This window comes from Kitasatospora sp. NPDC048286, assembly GCF_043201735.1.
GTDB lineage: Bacteria > Actinomycetota > Actinomycetes > Streptomycetales > Streptomycetaceae > Kitasatospora.
The window spans coordinates 610,041-626,624 of the sequence record NZ_JBICZE010000005.1; the positions used below are offsets into that span (position 1 = coordinate 610,041).

Sequence of the window (16,584 nt, forward strand, 5' to 3'; positions counted from 1 at the left end):
CTCGCTCTCGGTCGTGGTCGTCCTGCGTCAGTCCTGCATCTCGGTGTCGACGAACTCCCGCAGCCAGGAGCGGAACTCCGGGCCCAGGTCCTCGCGTTCGGCGGCCAGACGGACGATAGCGCGCAGGTAGTCGGCGCGGTCGCCGGTGTCGTAGCGGCGGCCCTTGAAGAGCACGCCGTGCACCTGGCCGCCGTCCGCGGCCTCGCGGTTGGTCAGCTCGCGCAGGGCGTCGGTCAGCTGGATCTCGCCGCCGCGGCCGGGCGGGGTCTCCCGCAGCACCTCGAAGACCAGCGGGTCGAGGACGTAGCGGCCGATCACGGCGTAGGCCGACGGGGCCTCGCCGGGCTCGGGCTTCTCGACCAGGTCGGTCACCTGGAAGACGTCCTCGCCGAAGCCGTTCGCCTTGACGGCGGCGCAGCCGTAGAGGTGGATCTGGGAGGGGTCGACCTCCATCAGCGCGACGACGGAGCCGCCGAGCTGCTGCTGGACCTCGATCATCCGGGAGAGCAGCGGGTCGCGCGGGTCGATCAGGTCGTCGCCGAGCAGGACGGCGAAGGGCTGGCCGGCGACGTGCTGCTCGGCGACGGAGACGGCGTGGCCCAGGCCCTTCGGGTCGCCCTGGCGGACGTAGTGCATGTTGGCCAGCTCGACGGACTCCCGGACCCTGGCCAGACGCTGCTCGTCGCCCTTGCGGACCAGCAGCTCCTCCAGCTCGTAGGCACGGTCGAAGTGGTCCTCCAGCGCGCGCTTGTTGCGGCCGGTGACCATCAGTATGTCGGACAGGCCGGCGGCGGAGGCCTCCTCGACGACGTACTGGATCGCCGGCTTGTCGACGACCGGGAGCATCTCCTTCGGGGTGGCCTTGGTCGCCGGGAGGAAGCGGGTGCCCAGTCCGGCCGCGGGAACCACGGCCTTGGTTACCGGCACTCGGGAGTTGGTCGTCGTCATGCGTTTACCTTACTCAGGCACGTTTTCGCCCGGCCGAGCGCAGTCGGACGGCTAGGACAGCGCGTCGCGGGGCCCGGCCACGGTGGCTGGTGTATGGGTCACGACCGGCTGGGAGAGCAGGTCCCCGCCGACACAGGCCGACAGACTACCCGCCTTTCCCGAACGGTCACCTTCGCCCTCCGCTCCGTGACCGGGCGGGCAAGTGGCCTGCTCGGGGCGGTCACCGCCGGGCCGGTCGGGCTCCTCGGGCGGCCGGGTCGACAGCCGCCAGCAGTCGCCGCCGGCCTCCTTGGCCGCGGCGAGCGCGGCGTCGGCGGCGCGCAGCAGGACGGCCGCGTGGGTGCCGTCCTCGGGCAGTACGGCGATGCCGGCGGCGGCGGTCAGGCCGTTGCCGGCGGCGGGGCGGGCCTCGCGCGGGCCGGAGGACCAGTCCAGCAGCAGGTGCCGGCGCACCGACCAGACCAGCCGCTCGGCAACCTGCGCGGCGCCCTCGGCGCCGGTGTCCGGCAGCACCACCAGGAACTCCTCGCCACCGTAGCGGCCGAGGGTGTCGGCCCGGCGGATCTCCATCGCGAGCCGCTGGGCGAGGTCGCGCAGCACCGCGCCCGCCCGGCCCCGGCCGTGCTCGGCGACGACCGCGTCGAAGCCGGTGATGGCCAGCATCAGCACGGCGAGCGGGCGCGGCCCTTCGGCCTGCTCGGTGTGCTCGGCCCGGCGGGCCCGTTCGATCTCGCGGTCCAGGGTGAGCTGGAGGTGGCGGTAGTTCCACACGCCGGTGAGCGGGTCGCAGGAGGCGGTGCGCTCCAGTTCGGCGCAGCGCTCCTCCAGTTCGGCGATCCGCGCGCGCAGCCGCTGCGCCCCGGCGGCGGCCCCGGCCCGTTCCCGCCGTCCGCGCAGTCCGAGGGCGGTGGCGCCGGCCAGTGCGGGGACGCTCAGTGCGGCCAGGGCCTGGACCAGCAGCGGGGTGGTCAATGGGGGCGCCCCTTCGCGTGTCAGGCTCTGCGCGTCGGCGGTGCGCAGGCCAGGAGGATCGGATGAACGAGGATCGGATGCCCAACGAGAAGAGCGGCCTGAGGACACGGCTGTTGGCGCGGCGGCGCGAACTGGCCGCCGGGGAACGCTCGGCGGTGGCCGACGCGCTGGCCCGGCACGCCGGTGAGCTGGCCGCCGCGGGCGACACGGTGGCCGCCTACGTCTCGGTGGGCTCCGAGCCCGGGACGGGGCCGCTGCTGGACGCACTGCGGGCGCGCGGGGCGCGGGTGCTGCTGCCGGTGCTGCTGGCCGACAACGACCTGGACTGGGCCGAGTACGCGGGCCCCGACGGGCTGGCCCCGGCCGGGCGCGGGCTGCTGGAGCCGGTCGGCCCGCGGCTCGGCCCGCAGGCGGTGACGGAGGCCGCGGTGGTGCTGCTGCCGGGCCTGGCGGTGGACCGCTCCGGGCTGCGGCTGGGCCGGGGCGGCGGCAGTTACGACCGGGTGCTGGCCCGGCTGGAGCGGGCCGGGGTGCGGCCGGTGCTGGCGGTGCTGCTGTACGAGCACGAGCTGCTGGAGCGGGTGCCGGCCGAACCGCACGACCGGCCGGTGGACCTGGCGGTGCTGCCCTCGGGGGTGCGCGGGCTCGGCTGAGGCCGGCGGCCGCGGGCGGGAACGGCGGCGGCCCCGCTCCCTCGGGGGAGCGGGGCCGCCGGTGGCCGGGCCGTACGGGCCGTACTGGCTCTACGGCCGTCAGCCGGTGGTCAGCACCAGCTTGTGCTTGGTGGCCTTCTCGACCGCGTCCGGTGAGTAGGCCCAGGTCAGCAGCTTGCCCTTGAGCCAGAGGTCGGTCTGGTCGTTGTAGTTGTCGTGGAAGGCGTGGCCGGAGGCGCCGCCGACGTTGATCCAGCGCGAGGCGTCCAGGTCGTTCAGGTCGACCACCATGCGCATCGACGGGATCCAGTCCACCTGGTAGCCGGCCGCCGCGTTCCAGCCGGCCGCGTCGACCGCCGCCGAGCCGCCGGAGAGCCGGTACGGGCCACGGTTGAGCAGCTTGTGCACCGCGCCGGAGGCGATCGAGGAGTCGTCGGTGCCGAGGGTCTGCTCGCGCAGCTCCAGCTTGTGCAGGCGGCCCCAGCTCCAGGTGGAGACGTCCTTGCTGAGCAGCGAGGTCAGCTCCTGGCGGGCGTTCTTCATCGCCTCCTGGAGCAGGTTGTCCAGGCCCTTCTGCTCCTTGTGCTGGTCGTCGATGTACGTCCACCACGAGCTGTCGGGCTTCTCCAGCTGCTGGCGCACGACCTCGGTCCAGCGGTCGCCGCCGTCCGGCTGGGCCTTGCCCGGCTCGCGGGTGCCGCACTCGGTGACGATCTTGGTGGAGCTGTCCGGCTTGGTGGGGTCGTCCTGCTGGCGGACCAGCAGGCAGTTGTCCTTGGCCCGCAGGTCGGCCGGGAACTTCTGCCCGAAGGCCAGGATCAGCAGCTGGCGCCAGACGCCGTTGTAGTAGGCGGCGGCCGCCGAGTCGGCGTCCTGGTGGAAGTTCCAGTCCTTCAGCAGGTCCTGGGCCTCGCGCACGTACGGGTCGCTGACCGGCTGCTTGAGCAGCAGCGGGACCAGCGTCTTGGCCATCACGCTGGTGTTGTCCAGCTGGAGGGTCTGCATGTCGTCCGGCGAGATCTTGCCGTTGTTCTTGAGCAGGCCCTCGATCTGGTCGGTGATCTCCTTGGCGCGGGTGCCGTACTCCCAGTCCTTGGTCAGGTTGTACTTGTAGCTCGGGTCCACCACGGCCTGGTTGGCGGTGACGATGTAGCCGGCCGAGGGGTTGAGGCTCCAGGGCAGCGCGGTGAAGGGGATCGGGTCCTTCCACTGGTACGTGGAGTCCCAGCCCGGCGCGGGGTAGCTGCCGTCGCCCTTGCCGCGGACCGGGATGGCGCCCGGGGCCTGGTAGCCGATGTTCTTGGCGTCGGCGTAGATCAGGTTCTGCGCGGGGACGGTGAAGTCCTTGGCGGCGGCGCGGAACTCGTCCCAGTTCTTCGCCTTGTCCAGCTCGAAGACGGCGTCCATGGTCTTGCCGGGGTTCAGCGCCGTCCACTGCAGGGCGACGCCGTAGCCGCTGGTGCCGCGGTCGGGGGCGGACGGGCCGTTGGGGGCGTACTTGCCGACGTTCTGCTGCTCGCTGCTCTGGTCGGAGATCAGCGGGGCACCGGTCTGGGTGGTGCGGACGGTGATGGTGCGGTCCTCCCCGCCGGCGACCTTGATGGTCTCCTTGCGGAGGTCGAACTTCACGTCCTTGCCGTCCACCTGGTACGTCTCCGGGCCGGTGACCTTCTCCAGGTAGAGGTCGGTGACGTCGGCACCGAGGTTGGTGAAGCCCCAGGCGATGTCCTTGTTGTGGCCGATCACCACGCCGGGCATGCCCGCGAAGGTGAAGCCGGAGACGTCGAACTGGCAGGCCGGGGAGCTGGTCCGGCAGTGCAGGCCCATCTGGTACCAGACCGAGGGCAGGCCGGGGCCGAGGTGCGGGTCGTTGGCCAGCAGCGGCTTGCCGGTGGTGGTGTGCGAGCCGGCGACCACCCAGGAGTTGGAGCCGATGCCCTGGCCGGGGCGGCCGAGCAGCTGCGGCATCGCGTCGATCCGGTCGGTCAGGCCCTGCAGCAGCGCCTTGGTGGTGGCCGCGCCCTGGGCGGTGGCGGTGCCGGGGGCCGCGCCGGACTGCGGGGAGCCGTCGGCGGGGCGGTAGTTGTCGCCGTTCACCGTGCCGGTCTTCACGATCGTGCCGTTGCGGGCGTACGGGTAGTCCGGGTACAGCTCGGCGATCTTGTCCGGGCCGAAGTCCTGGGCCAGCAGCGAGCGGTCGATCTCCTCCTGGAGGTTCCCGGAGAGGTTCCAGGCCATCGCCTTGAGCCAGGCCACCGAGTCGACCGGGGACCACTGCTCGGGCTGGTAGCCGCTGTTGACGACGCCGAGCAGGCCGTACTCCAGCGAGGCCTTCGCGCCGCCGGGGTGCTCCGCGAGCCAGGCGTTCACGCCGTCCGAGTAGGCCTGGAGGTACTTCTTGGTCTCCGGCGACAGCTTGGTGTCGAACTCCTTCTGCGCCACCTGCCGCCAGCCCATGGTGCGGATGAAGGTGTCGGTCTCGACCTGGCCGTCCCCGAACATCTCGGAGAGCCGGCCTGCGGTGATGTGCCGACGGACGTCCATCTCCCAGAAACGGTCCTGCGCCTGGACGTAGCCCTGGGCGCGGAACAGGTCCTCGTTGGTGTCGGCGTACAGCTGCGGGATGCCGTTGGCGTCCCGCTTGACGTCGACGGGCGCGCTCAGGCCGGCCACCTTGACGCTGCCGTCGACCTCCGGGAAGGAGGCGCGGACCGCGGAGACCCCGCGGTAGCCGCCGTAGCCGGCGCCGGCCACCAGCAGCACGACCAGCACGATCACGATCAGACGGGCGCGCCGGAACTTCTTCGAGCGGGGCATCTGGGTCCTTGCGGTCCTGACTTCGGGGCGGGCGGGCGTGTCCAGGGCCTGCGGCCGTGACAGGGCACCACATTAGGCCGAGAGGGCCAAGCACCGTGAACGGGGGACCAAGCTAAAGATATGGCAAAATGTTAGACTGCGTAACGATCCACAAGGGGAGTATTGACGACTTCTTAACGCGTCGACCCCACAGCACCGCCAGACACCCCGTCCGCCCCTGCCTGCCCGAGGTGCCCCTGCGTGAACGTCTCCCACCTGAACCAGCTCCTGCTTGAGTCCTCCGTGATCCTGCTGTTCGCGGTGGGCGCCGTACGCCTCTCGACCCGATCAGGGCTGCCCAGCCTGCTGATCTACCTGGGGATCGGTGTGGCGCTGGGCCAGAACGGGATCGGTGTCACCTTCAACAACGCCGAGCTCACCCAGGTGCTCGGCTACGCGGCACTCGTGGTGATCCTCGCCGAGGGCGGCCTCAAGACCAGCTGGCACGAGATCAAGCCGGTGATGCCGGCCGCGACCGTGCTCGCCACCGTCGGCGTCGGCGTCAGCGTCTTCGCCACCGCGGCGGGCGCCCACTGGCTGGTCGGCCTGGACTGGCGGACCTCGCTGCTGCTGGGCGCCATCGTCTCCTCGACCGACGCGGCCGCCGTCTTCTCGGTGCTGCGGATGGTCCCGCTGCCGCACCGGCTCACCGGCCTGCTGGAGGCCGAGTCCGGCTTCAACGACGCGCCCGTGGTCATCCTGGTCGTCGCCTTCGCCACCACCGGGGAGCTGGACTCCTGGTACGTCCTGATCGGCACGATCATCGCCGAGCTGGCGATCGGCGCCGCGATAGGCCTCGCCGTCGGCAAGATAGGCGCCTACGGGCTCAAGCACGTCGCGCTGCCCTCCTCGGGCCTCTACCCGATCGCCGTGATGGCGCTCACCGTGCTCGCGTACGCCGGCGGCGCGCTGCTGCACGGCTCCGGTTTCCTCGCCGTCTACGTCAGCGCGGTGATACTCGGGAACTCCAAGCTGCCGCACGGCCCGGCCGTCCGGGGCTTCGCCGACGGACTGGCCTGGATCGGGCAGATCGGCATGTTCGTACTGCTCGGCCTGCTCGTCACGCCCGAGTCCATGGGCGACGCGGTGGTGCCCGCGCTGGTGATCGGCGCGGTGCTGGTCTTCCTGGCCCGGCCGCTGTCGGTGATGCTCTCGCTGACCCCCTTCAAGGTGCCGGCCCGCGAGCAGGCGCTGCTGAGCTGGGCCGGACTGCGCGGGGCGGTGCCCATCGTGCTCGCCACCATCCCGGTGGTGTCCGGCGCGCACCGGGCCGAGGACGTCTTCAACATCGTCTTCATCCTGGTCGTCGTCTTCACCCTGCTCCAGGGGCCGACCCTGCCGTGGGTGGCCAAGCGGCTGCGGATCGGCGACGGCGCCATGGGCCAGGACCTGGGCATCGAGTCCGCGCCGCTGGAGAAGCTGCACGGGCACCTGCTGTCGGTCGCGCTATCCCCCGCCTCGAAGATGTCGGGCGTGGAGATCAGCGAGCTGCGGCTGCCCAAGGGGGCGGCGGTCACCCTGGTCGTGCGGGAGGGGAACTCCTTCGTGCCGGACAAGGCGACGGTGCTGCGCGGCGGGGACGAGCTGCTGGTGGTCACCACGGACGAGGTCGGCGCGGCGGCGGAGCGGCGGCTGCGGGCCGTGGACAAGGGCGGCAAGCTCGCGGGGTGGCTGAACGGGCGGTGAGCCTGGGCCGCCCCCCGGCTCCCGACCCCCCGACCCCCCGGCTCCCGGGCCTTCCGCCCAGGAGCCGGGGGGCGGGAGCCGGGGGCAGGGGGTGGCTGGCGGTGTCTACGCGCGTAACTGTATGCTGGCCCGACCAGCCGTATAACCATCGTTAGAACACCCCCAGCATCTGCCTGACGCAGAGTTGGCGCGACCGCTCGGCGGCCGCGGTCCGGTCCCCGGCCACCAGGCCGGCCCGACCCGGTATCTACCCCGGTCGACGCGCGAGAGGACGACTCTCGGCGCCGTCGGGGCTCCACCATGCCCTGCCGCGCTACCAGGCAGCAGGAAGGACCGACCGTGACGGCGCGCCGAACGGTCGACACCGCCGCGGACCACGCGGCCACCACCCCCGCAGCTCCGGCCCCCGCCCGTGTCGGGTACGGCGAGCTGCTGCGCACCCCCGGGGCCTGGACGTTCCTGTTCCCCGCCCTCGTCGCGCGGCTGCCGTACGCGATGCTCAGCATGGGCATCCTGCTGCTCGTCACCCAGACCCACGGTTCGTACGGCACCGCCGGTACGGTCACCGCGGTCGCCGCCGTCGCCCAGGCCCTGATCGGGCCGCAGACCGGGCGGCTCGCGGACCGCTACGGCCAGGCCGCGGTGCTCGTGCCGACCGTCCTGGTGCACGCGGTCTCGGTCGGCGTGCTGATCGCGCTGGCGCTCGGCCACGCGCCCGCCTGGAGCCTGTTCCTGGCCGCCGTCCCGGCCGGTGCGAGCGTGCCGCAGGTCGGCGCGATGGTCCGGGCCCGCTGGGTCGCCAGGTTCACCGCGGACGGCGCCTCCGAGACCTCCGCGGCCCGGGTGAGCACCGCGTTCGCGTTCGAGTCCGTGACGGACGAGTTCACCTTCGTGGTCGGCCCGATCCTGGCCTCCGGCATCGCCGCCCTCGCCAACCCGGCCACCGCCCTGGTCGCCGAGGCCGGGCTGACCCTCGTCGGCGGCCTGGCCTTCGCCGCCCAGCGGCGTACCGCCCCGGCCCGGATCGTGCCCCAGCCCGGCACCAAGCGCGCCTCGGCGCTCGCCTCCCCCGGCGTCCGGCTGCTGGCCGGGTCCATCCTCGGGGTCGGCGCGGTGTTCGGCGGCATGCAGGTGTCGGTGAACGCCTTCGCCGACTCGGTCGGACAGCACGACGCCGGCGGCACCGTGTACGGGATCTTCGCCGGCGGCTCGATGCTGGCCGGTGTGCTGTACGGCGTCGTCGCCTGGCGGCGACCGGTGCAGCAGCGGATGCTGATCAGCTACGCGCTGCTGGTGCTGGGCTGCTCGGTGCTGTGGGCGATGCCGAACCTGGTCGCCCTGACCGTCGCCGGGCTGGTCTGCGGGCTGGCCATCGCGCCGACCCTGATCAGCGGCTACACCCTGGTCGAGACGCTGGTCGCGGACGGGGCCAAGACGGAGGCCTTCACCTGGCTGACCGGCGCCATCGGGCTCGGCCTGGCCGTCGGCTCGATGGCGGCGGGCCGGCTGATCGACGGGCACGGGCCCTCGACCGGGTTCCTGGTGCCGGTGATCGGGGCGGGGCTGGGGCTGGTCGCGCTGTTCTCGCTGCGGCACCTGCTGGTGGCGCCGGGGGACGTTCCGGCCGACGGCTCGGGTGCCGGATCGGGCTCCGGCTCGACCGGCGGTTCGGGCGCGGGCTCGGGCTCCGACTCGGGCTCCGGCTCGACGGAGCGCGGTGGTGCCGGGCGGCTGGTGGGCGCGGCCAAGGGCTGAGCGGGCGGCGGTCCGGCGGCCGGGCCCGGCCCATCTCACACCGGAGTCGCTGGACTGATCCCGCGGAATACCGCATCATTGACCATCGTTAGCACTCATCAGGCGAGAGTGCCAGGAGGAAGACAAGTGCCCACGTACCAGTACCAGTGCACCGAGTGCGGCAGCGGCCTGGAGGCGGTGCAGAAGTTCACCGACGAGGCGCTGACCACGTGCCCCGACTGCCAGGGACGGCTCCGCAAGGTCTTCTCAGCCGTGGGCGTCGTGTTCAAGGGCTCCGGCTTCTACCGGACCGACAGCCGCTCCTCCTCCAGCAGCTCGGTGGGCGCCGGGTCGTCGTCGACCTCTTCGACGTCGTCCAGCACGTCCACGACCTCGTCTTCGTCGTCGTCGGGCTCCGGCTCCTCGACCTCGTCCAGCCCGGCTCCGGCCGCGAGCTGACCTCGGCGCCGGGCATCGGCCCGGACGGCCCGCAGTCCTCGGAAAGGCCCGTCGACCCCGCTTCCGCGCGGGGCGGCGGGCCTTTCCGCATGCCTCCGCACGGGCATCCGGTCAAGCCGGACCGGCCCGCATCACTCTCGTGGGTGGACGAACTCGTCCACAGGGCCGAGTTGTCCACAGGCCTGGGGAAAGGACTTCCGGAGTTCGACGGAAACGCCCATCGTGTGGCTCGTCCGGTCCGCGAGGGGCCGGCCCGCCGACACCCGGAGGTGCGTCGATGACGACCGTGAGCTTCTCCCTTCCGCTGCCCGCCCCCGCCGTGCCGCCCCGGCAGGAGCTGCCGAGCTTCCCGCCGATCCGGCGCGGGTGCGGCGGGTGGCACCGCTGGCGCAGCGCGGTGCGACGGCGGGCCGGGGTGCCCGCGCTGGCGCTGCTCGCGACGGCGGCGGCGCTGGCGCTGGGGCCCGCGCGGGCGGGTCTGCCGCCGCCGCACGGGGGCTCGCTGGTCCGGACGGGTTGTCAATCCGAGGCTCTGGAAGATCACCCGTAACCGGAATGCGGCTTCGTCGTTCGAGGCGGCATGAAGGGCTTCAAGGAATTCCTGCTGCGTGGAAATGTCGTCGAACTCGCCGTGGCCGTGGTCATCGGCGCGGCCTTCACCGCCATCATCAACGCCTTCGTCAAAGGCGTGATCAATCCGATCGTCGGCGTCTTCGGAGCGAAGGACCTCGCGTCCTACAGTTCCTGCCTCAAGGGGCCCTGCGAGGTGAGCCCGACCGGCGAGGTCACGTCCGGGGTCCTCATCCTGTGGGGATCCGTGCTCAGCGCCACGCTCCAGTTCCTGATCACCGCGGCGGTCGTCTACTTCGTTCTGATCCTGCCCATGAACAAGCTGGCGGCCCACCGCAAGTCCGCCGCCGAGAAGGCGGCGGAGGCCGAGCTCAAGGAGGTCCAGCTACTGACCGAGATCCGCGACGCGCTGGTCACGCCACTGCGCTGACCGGTGGGCGCGCGTCGCCCACGGCCCCGCTCCCCCGTCCCCGATCCTCAGTCCCGCTCCTCAGCCCCCGTGGTGCGGCGGGCGCTGGCTCAGGTACCAGTCCAGCCCCCGCCCACCACTCTCCCCGGCCCCGGGGCGGTCGCCCCAGCCCGTGTCGGTGTCGTCCCTGGACTGCTGGTCGAACGGGTCCCGGAAGACCAGCCGGGCCTTGGCGGCCGAGGCCTTCCGGGGCTCCCGCGCCTGGTCCTGGCCCTGGTCCTGGCCCGTTTCCTGTCCCTGTGCCTGCTCGCTCACGCCGTCCACTCCGTCCGCTCGTCCCTCCCCTCCAGACTAAGAGCCCCGTGGCACGCCTCGGGCCCCGGTGCGGAGCGCTCCGCGCCAGGGCCCGGGTGAGGGGCTCGGCCCGTGGGGCCGGCTGGACCGTCAGGCGGCTTCGAAGCCCGCGTGGTCCGCGATCTTCTTCAGCTCGGCCAGGGCGTGCTTCTCGATCTGGCGGATCCGCTCACGGGTGAGGCCGTGCTGCTTGCCCACCTCGGTCAGGGTGCGCTCGCGGCCGTCCTCCATCCCGTAGCGGGAGCGGATGATCGAGGCGGTGCGGTCGTCCAACCGCCCGATCAGGTCGTCCAGTTCCTCGCGGCGGAGCATGACCATCACCGCGTCCTCGGGGGACGTCGCCCCGGTGTCCTCGACGAGGTCGCCGAACTGGGTCTCACCCTCGTCGTCGACGGACATGTTGAGGCTGACCGGGTCGCGCGCCCAGTCCAGCACGTCCTTGATCCGGGCCTCGGTGGTGTCCAGCTCGGCCGCGATCTCGGCCGGCTCCGCCTCGCGGCCCAGCTCCTTGGACTTCTCCCGCTGGACGCGCCGGATCCGCCCCAGCTCCTCCACCAGGTGCACGGGCAGCCGGATGGTGCGGGACTGGTCGGCGATGGACCGGGTGATCGCCTGCCGGATCCACCACGTCGCGTACGTGGAGAACTTGAAGCCCTTGGCGTAGTCGAACTTCTCGACGGCGCGCACCAGGCCCGCGTTGCCCTCCTGGATGAGGTCCAGCAGCGGCAGGCCGCTGCGCGGGTAGCGACGGGCGACGGCGACCACGAGCCGGAGGTTGGAGCGGATGAAGACATCCTTGGCCCGCTCGGCGTCGGCGGCTATCGCCTCCAACTCCTCACGCGTGACGCCGTCGGGGAGTCCGCCCTCCTCCAGCAGGTGCTGGGCGTACACACCGGCCTCGATCCGCAGCGAGAGCTCGACCTCCTCGGCGGCATCGAGCAGGGGTGTCCTGGCGATCTCGTCGAGGTACATGCCGACCAGGTCGCGGTCGGCCTCGAGGTTGGTCGGGCGGGCCGCGCGACTCCGGTCGGCCCTGTCGCGAACGACGGCACGGGTGGCCATGCTTGCTCCCTTTGCTGGTGTTGCCGAGGTCTGCCTGCCTGCCTCGTGAGGGCAAGATGTGCGGCCCCTTGGGGCTCACACGTAACGATCCAACGAACAGATTCCGGACAACATTCCCAAGTCACTCAGATTCTTCCCGGCGATGCAGTATCCTGCCGGTTTTCACCCCGATTCCGAACCCTGGGTGACCAGTCGGGCACTTCCCGTGCCATCGGACGACCGTCGCGGGATCGGCTTCTTCACCCGACCCACACCCCGTCGCCGCCTACCCGTGTGAACCCGCGAGGAGCCGCCGACGTTCCCCCTGCGCCCCCCTTTCCGCCCGCGCACGCAGGTCCTCCTCACAAACGATGCCGAATCGCTATCACTCCGGCTCTTGCTCGGCACGGGACACTGGGAAGGTGTCAGCCATGCACCTGACCAACAGCACGACCCTCCTCACCGCGCGTAACCGCAGTCTCCTTCGGGACGCCGCGCTCGCGCTGGGCTGTGCCGCGCTGTTCGGCCTGCTGGCGGTCCTGGTCACCGGCCAGTGGCGCCCACTGGTCCGCTTCGACCAGGAGTGGATCGGCGAACTGCACACCTACGCACGGGAACACCGGATCTGGACCGCCTCGGTGCAGACCCTCTCGGACATCGGCGGGACCGTCACGATGCGTACGCTGCTCGGGATCGCCGCCGGGTGGCTCTGGTTGATCGGCGCCCGGGTGCTGGCCGGCTGGGTGGCCGCCCAGACCCTGGTCGGCTGGGGCGCCCTGTGGGCCCTGAAGCTGGCCTTCGGCCGTAGCCGACCCACCTTCACCGACCCGGTCTCGCACGCCGGCGGCCCGGGCTTCCCCTCCGGACACGCCATGGCCTCGGCGATCACCTGCGCCGTCCTGGTCGGCCTGCTCTGGTACCGGGTCCACCGTCGCGGCCGGACCGCCGCCTGCGTGGTGGCGGCGGCGACGGTGCTGACCATCGGCTGGACCAGGGTCGCGCTCGGGGTGCACTGGCCCAGCGACGTGCTGGCCGGCTGGCTGGCCGCCGGGATCGTGCTGGGCGCCGTGACCGCGGTGATCCAGGTCTGGCGCCCCGGCGCACTGGCCCGGGACGTACGCCGGGTCAACTGGCGCACCAGGCCCCGGGTCCAGCGGGTCACGGTGTCCGCCGGGCGGCCTTCGCGCACCGCCGCCGCACCGGACGAGGACGGGCCCCACGACCCGCGGGCGTAGGCCACGGGCGTAGGCCACGGGCGGACCGGACGGGCAGGACCGAGCGCTGACCCACCGTCAACCCGCCGCCCGCTGCGGGCCGCCGCGCTAGCGTGACGGCCATGTCCGACACCTCCGCTCCCGCTTCCCCCACCGCGCCCACCGGCTACCCCGAGCAGCCGCTGCGGATCGCCACCGTCCAGGCCCAGGCCGTGGCCGGCGACATACCCGCCAACGTCGCCCAGGCCGCCGACCTGATCCGCGAGGCCGCCCGGGCCGGTGCCCGGCTGGTGCTGTTCGCGGAGAAGTTCCTCTCCGGGTACGAGCCCGAGCTGATCCGCACCGACCCCGGCAAGTACGCGGTCCAACCCGGCGATCCGCGTCTCGCGCCGATCGCCGAGGCCTGCCGCGAGACCGGGACCGCCGCGATCGTCGGAGCCGCCGTACAGGACGGCGCCGACCTGCGCATCTCCGCCCTCGTCCTCGGGCCGGACGGTGGCTTCGTCACTCGCTACGACAAGCAGCACCTGTTCAAGAGCGAACGCGAGCACTACCGCCCGGGGGCGGCCGGCTGCACCGTGGAACTGGACGGCTGGCGGCTCGGCCTCGGCATCTGCTACGACTCCGGCTTCCCGGAGCACGCCCGGGCCGCCGCGCTCGACGGCTGCCACGCCTACCTGGTCGGCGCGCTGTTCAGCATGGGCCACGGCCACCACGAGTCCCGCACCTGGTTCCCGGCCCGCGCGCTCGACAACACCGTCTACACGGTGCTCGCCAACCACATCGGCCACACCGGCGGCTGGCACACCTGCGGCGCCAGCGCGGTCTGGGGCCCCGACGGCCGACTGGTCGCCGAGGCGAGCGAGGACCGGCGTGAACTCGTCGTCGCCGACCTCGACCCGGCCGTCCTGCGCACCACCCGCGAGACCGAGACCCTCCTCGCCGACCTCGCCCTCGACACCGGCCGGCCGTCCGCGCCCCGGACCCGGGTCACCCTGGCCTGAGGCTCCCGACTCCCGACTCCCGGCCGCGACCGCGACCGCGACCGCGACCGCGGTCAGGAGGCCCGCATGGCGGCCACCGCGCTCATGCGGCCGACGCGGCGGGCCGGGAGCACGGCGGCGGCCAGACCGACCAGCACGGTCAGGGCCAGGGCGGCCAGCACCGGCAGGACGGGCGGGGTGCCGACCGTGCCCACGGTCGAGGTGACCGAACGCGCGGCAGCCCACCCGTAGCCGACGCCCAGCGCGGTCCCGACCAGGGCGCCGGCCAGGGAGAGGAGCAGGGCCTCCAGGGTGAGCATCCGGCGCAGCTGCTCGCGGGACATGCCGATCGCCCTCAGCATGCCGATCTCGCGGGAGCGTTCGCTGATGCTGAGCATCAGGGTGGCCGCGACGCCGAGGCCGGCGATGGCGACGGAGAAGGAGAGCAGGGCCATGCTGACGGTCTTCAGCCGGTCCAGCAGGGAGCGCAGGGTGTCGGCCTGGGCGGCCGTGTCGGCGACGGTCACCTGTGGGTGGTCGGCGAGGGCGCGGTCCAGGGCGCGGCGGGCAGTCGGCCGGTCGTCGCCCGTGGCCGGGCTGATCCAGGCCGTGGTGACGGGCGCGCCGGGGGCGAGGCGGTCCAGGGTCGCGGGCGTCACCAGCAGGGTGGCGCCGCTCTGCAGGGTGAACGGCAGGCTGCTGCGGCCGGGTCGCAGGCGCAACTCGACGTCGCCGACCCGACGCGTCCCGGTCTCGCCGAGCCCGCTCAGCGCGTCGCCCCCGGTGAGCCCGCGGGCCCGGTCCACGTCGTCCGTCGAGGAGTTGAGCCGGGTGGCGTCGACGGCGGCGACCACGGTGGGCCGGCCGTCGAGGTCGACGGTGGCCGAGCGGACCGGGGTGACGGTCAGCCCGTGCTCGGCGCCGAGCGCGCCGAGTGCCCCGGCGGGCAGGGCGCCGCCGGTGGCCGTCGCCGAGAAGACCCCGGGCTGGCGCGCCGACACCACGGGCACCAGCGACTGCGAGGTGATGTCCAGCGCGGTGACGGCGCCGACCATCACGGTCACGCCGAGCAGCAGTGCCGAGCCGGTGGCCCCGGTGCGGCCCGGGTTGAGCCGCAGCTGCTGGGTGGCGAGCCGCCCGGCCGTACCGCCGAGCCTTCGGGCGGGCCGGCCCAGTACGGCGACGACCGCGGGCAGCACCCGGTGGGAGAGCCGCAGCACCCCGAAGAAGCTGGCGATGGCGCCGACGGTGACGGCGAGCAGCGACAGCGGCGGCGGGGTCATCGCCCCGACCGCCAGCAGCGCCGTGCCCCCGATCAGCAGCCCGGAGGTCCACACCGTGGCCCGCATCCTGGCCGCCCCGCCGGTCGGCGCGGGGGTGCCGCCGAGCGCGGCGATCGGCGGCACGGCCGCGGCGGCCTTCGCCGGGCCGCGGACGGCCAGCAGGGTCAGCAGTACGCCGAACAGCCCGGCCAGCAGGCAGGTCAGCGGGGAGGGCATCAGCGACAGGTGCACCGGCCCGAGGTCGAGCCCGCCGACCACGGCGGTGCCGAGCGCGCCGAGGGCGATCCCCAGCAGCACGCCCACCGCCGAGGCGCCCAGCCCGAGCAGCAGGCCCTGGCGGCGGATCAGTCGGCGCAGCTGCTGCCGGTCGGCGCCCACGCAGCGCAGCAGGGCGAGCTGGCGGGTCCGCTGGGCGAGCACCACCGTGAAGGTGTTGCCGACCACCATCCGCGCCACCGCGAGCGCGATCAGGACGAAGGAGAGCGCGGCGACCAGCACCACGCCGTACATCGTGCTGCTCTGCCGGGTCGCCTCGGTGACCGAGGCCTCGTGGGTGTGCACCTCGACGCCGGTGCCGAGGGCGGTGCGCAGGGCTTCGACGGTCGTGGTCCGGGAGGCGTCGGGGGTGACCCTGACGTCGAGCCGGTCGGTGGTGACGCCGGTCGCGTAGCCGGCGACCGCGTTCGCCGGGACGCCGATGATCGGCACTCCGGCGAGGCTCGGTGCGCCCCGCTCGTCCAGGGTGCCCACCAGCCGGGCGGTGGTGGCGGTGCCGTCGGCCCGGGTCAGGTGGACCTCGGCGCCCACAGCGGCGTCCAGCCGGTGCGCGGTCCCGGTGTCGAGCAGCACCTCGCCGGGGCCGGCGGGCCAGCGGCCGTCCTTGAGCAGCTGCCAGCGCAGCGCCGGGTCCTCGGCGACGGCGCTGACCGCGGCGGTGTGGTCGAGCGGCCGCCCGTCGGCGGCCAGCACACCGCCCTTGCCGGTCAGCCGGGGGGCCACCGCCGCCACCCCGGCGGTCTGCCGCACCCGCTCCGCGGTGGCCGCGTCCAGCCCGCCCGTCCTGACGGCCCGGGTCACCTGGATGTCGCCGGGCCCGACCTCGGCGGCCGCGGTCTGGCTGTAGGAGTCCACCAGTGCCCCACTGCCGCTGACGGAGGCGATCAGGAAGGCCACCCCCAGCGCGATCGCGGCGCCGCTCAGGATCAGTTGGCGCAGTTGGCCGCGCAGCTCGGCCACGGTGTATCGGTACGTCGTCATGGTTCCCCGGCTCGTCCGCCCTGACCGGGAACGGTGCTCCGGCAGGGGTCTCGACGAGCCTAGGAACGCGGCGGCCGCACATCGTCAGCACGAGGTCTGCTTCATGATCACTCCGTGGGCGGACGGCCGCCCACCACCGCCTCCTCCTGGAGGGGTACGCCGCCC

The 16,584-nt window shown here is 73.1% G+C and carries 14 protein-coding genes; 8 read left to right on the plus strand and 6 right to left on the minus strand.

Features of this window, described 5'->3' with window-relative positions; translation table 11 throughout:
• Window positions 1–27: 27 nt before the first annotated feature.
• Together galU and ACGF13_RS15235 are read right to left on the minus strand one after the other, a co-directional pair.
• Entirely contained in the window at window positions 28–948 is a 921-nt protein-coding gene (gene galU, locus ACGF13_RS15230) for a UTP--glucose-1-phosphate uridylyltransferase GalU (RefSeq protein WP_392874068.1), read from the minus strand.
• 51 nt (window positions 949–999) lie between these two features.
• Window positions 1,000–1,920, minus strand: a complete 921-nt coding sequence (locus tag ACGF13_RS15235; RefSeq protein ID WP_392874070.1) for a GGDEF domain-containing protein — start codon at window positions 1,918–1,920, stop codon at window positions 1,000–1,002.
• Window positions 1,921–1,982: 62 nt separating this feature from the next.
• Between ACGF13_RS15235 and ACGF13_RS15240 the strand changes: the two genes are divergently transcribed.
• The gene (locus ACGF13_RS15240; protein WP_392874072.1) at window positions 1,983–2,573 is read left to right on the plus strand and encodes a 5-formyltetrahydrofolate cyclo-ligase; all 591 of its coding nucleotides are present in this window, start codon (window positions 1,983–1,985) and stop codon (window positions 2,571–2,573) included.
• A gap of 99 nt (window positions 2,574–2,672) precedes the next feature.
• Here ACGF13_RS15240 and ACGF13_RS15245 read toward each other — a convergent pair whose 3' ends face one another.
• Window positions 2,673–5,390, minus strand: a complete 2,718-nt coding sequence (locus tag ACGF13_RS15245; RefSeq protein WP_392874074.1) for a penicillin acylase family protein — start codon at window positions 5,388–5,390, stop codon at window positions 2,673–2,675.
• A 240-nt stretch (window positions 5,391–5,630) separates the two neighbouring features.
• Here ACGF13_RS15245 and ACGF13_RS15250 point away from each other — a divergent pair, with 240 nt between their 5' ends.
• The 5 genes from ACGF13_RS15250 to mscL all read left to right on the plus strand — a co-directional run bounded on the left by ACGF13_RS15250 (window position 5,631) and on the right by mscL (window position 10,308).
• Window positions 5,631–7,115 carry a potassium/proton antiporter gene (locus tag ACGF13_RS15250; RefSeq protein ID WP_392874077.1) on the plus strand — a complete coding sequence of 495 codons (1,485 nt, stop codon included), beginning with the start codon at window positions 5,631–5,633 and terminating at the stop codon, window positions 7,113–7,115.
• A 339-nt stretch (window positions 7,116–7,454) separates the two neighbouring features.
• The gene (locus ACGF13_RS15255; RefSeq protein WP_392874080.1) at window positions 7,455–8,870 is read left to right on the plus strand and encodes an MFS transporter; all 1,416 of its coding nucleotides are present in this window, start codon (window positions 7,455–7,457) and stop codon (window positions 8,868–8,870) included.
• 126 nt (window positions 8,871–8,996) lie between these two features.
• Window positions 8,997–9,308, plus strand: a complete 312-nt coding sequence (locus ACGF13_RS15260; RefSeq protein WP_392874083.1) for an FmdB family zinc ribbon protein — start codon at window positions 8,997–8,999, stop codon at window positions 9,306–9,308.
• 277 nt (window positions 9,309–9,585) lie between these two features.
• Window positions 9,586–9,858 carry a hypothetical protein gene (locus ACGF13_RS15265; protein ID WP_392874086.1) on the plus strand — a complete coding sequence of 91 codons (273 nt, stop codon included), beginning with the start codon at window positions 9,586–9,588 and terminating at the stop codon, window positions 9,856–9,858.
• A 30-nt stretch (window positions 9,859–9,888) separates the two neighbouring features.
• Window positions 9,889–10,308 carry a large conductance mechanosensitive channel protein MscL gene (mscL, locus tag ACGF13_RS15270; protein WP_392874089.1) on the plus strand — a complete coding sequence of 140 codons (420 nt, stop codon included), beginning with the start codon at window positions 9,889–9,891 and terminating at the stop codon, window positions 10,306–10,308.
• 60 nt (window positions 10,309–10,368) lie between these two features.
• Here mscL and ACGF13_RS15275 read toward each other — a convergent pair whose 3' ends face one another.
• Window positions 10,369–10,602 carry a hypothetical protein gene (locus ACGF13_RS15275; protein ID WP_392874092.1) on the minus strand — a complete coding sequence of 78 codons (234 nt, stop codon included), beginning with the start codon at window positions 10,600–10,602 and terminating at the stop codon, window positions 10,369–10,371.
• Between the two features lie 129 nt (window positions 10,603–10,731).
• The gene (locus tag ACGF13_RS15280) at window positions 10,732–11,703 is read right to left on the minus strand and encodes a sigma-70 family RNA polymerase sigma factor (protein ID WP_392874095.1); all 972 of its coding nucleotides are present in this window, start codon (window positions 11,701–11,703) and stop codon (window positions 10,732–10,734) included.
• Window positions 11,704–12,113: 410 nt separating this feature from the next.
• Between ACGF13_RS15280 and ACGF13_RS15285 the strand changes: the two genes are divergently transcribed.
• Window positions 12,114–12,917: a phosphatase PAP2 family protein gene (locus tag ACGF13_RS15285; protein WP_392874098.1), complete on the plus strand. Its 804-nt coding sequence runs from the start codon at window positions 12,114–12,116 to the stop codon at window positions 12,915–12,917.
• A gap of 101 nt (window positions 12,918–13,018) precedes the next feature.
• The gene (locus ACGF13_RS15290; protein WP_392874100.1) at window positions 13,019–13,900 is read left to right on the plus strand and encodes a carbon-nitrogen hydrolase family protein; all 882 of its coding nucleotides are present in this window, start codon (window positions 13,019–13,021) and stop codon (window positions 13,898–13,900) included.
• Window positions 13,901–13,953: 53 nt separating this feature from the next.
• On the opposite strand, the gene ACGF13_RS15295 is transcribed toward ACGF13_RS15290, so the two are convergent.
• The gene (locus tag ACGF13_RS15295; protein ID WP_392874103.1) at window positions 13,954–16,419 is read right to left on the minus strand and encodes an ABC transporter permease; all 2,466 of its coding nucleotides are present in this window, start codon (window positions 16,417–16,419) and stop codon (window positions 13,954–13,956) included.
• Window positions 16,420–16,584: the final 165 nt, after the last annotated feature.

What these genes read in the sequence shown, in the direction of transcription:
- galU (WP_392874068.1), bottom strand. Translation starts at nt 948, where the DNA reads ATGACGACGACCAACTCCCGAGTGCCGGTAACCAAGGCCGTGGTTCCC.
- ACGF13_RS15240 (WP_392874072.1), top strand. Translation starts at nt 1,983, where the DNA reads ATGAACGAGGATCGGATGCCCAACGAGAAGAGCGGCCTGAGGACACGG.
- ACGF13_RS15245 (WP_392874074.1), bottom strand. Translation starts at nt 5,390, where the DNA reads ATGCCCCGCTCGAAGAAGTTCCGGCGCGCCCGTCTGATCGTGATCGTG.
- ACGF13_RS15265 (WP_392874086.1), top strand. Translation starts at nt 9,586, where the DNA reads ATGACGACCGTGAGCTTCTCCCTTCCGCTGCCCGCCCCCGCCGTGCCG.
- mscL (WP_392874089.1), top strand. Translation starts at nt 9,889, where the DNA reads ATGAAGGGCTTCAAGGAATTCCTGCTGCGTGGAAATGTCGTCGAACTC.
- ACGF13_RS15280 (WP_392874095.1), bottom strand. Translation starts at nt 11,703, where the DNA reads ATGGCCACCCGTGCCGTCGTTCGCGACAGGGCCGACCGGAGTCGCGCG.
- ACGF13_RS15285 (WP_392874098.1), top strand. Translation starts at nt 12,114, where the DNA reads ATGCACCTGACCAACAGCACGACCCTCCTCACCGCGCGTAACCGCAGT.
- ACGF13_RS15290 (WP_392874100.1), top strand. Translation starts at nt 13,019, where the DNA reads ATGTCCGACACCTCCGCTCCCGCTTCCCCCACCGCGCCCACCGGCTAC.
- ACGF13_RS15295 (WP_392874103.1), bottom strand. Translation starts at nt 16,419, where the DNA reads ATGACGACGTACCGATACACCGTGGCCGAGCTGCGCGGCCAACTGCGC.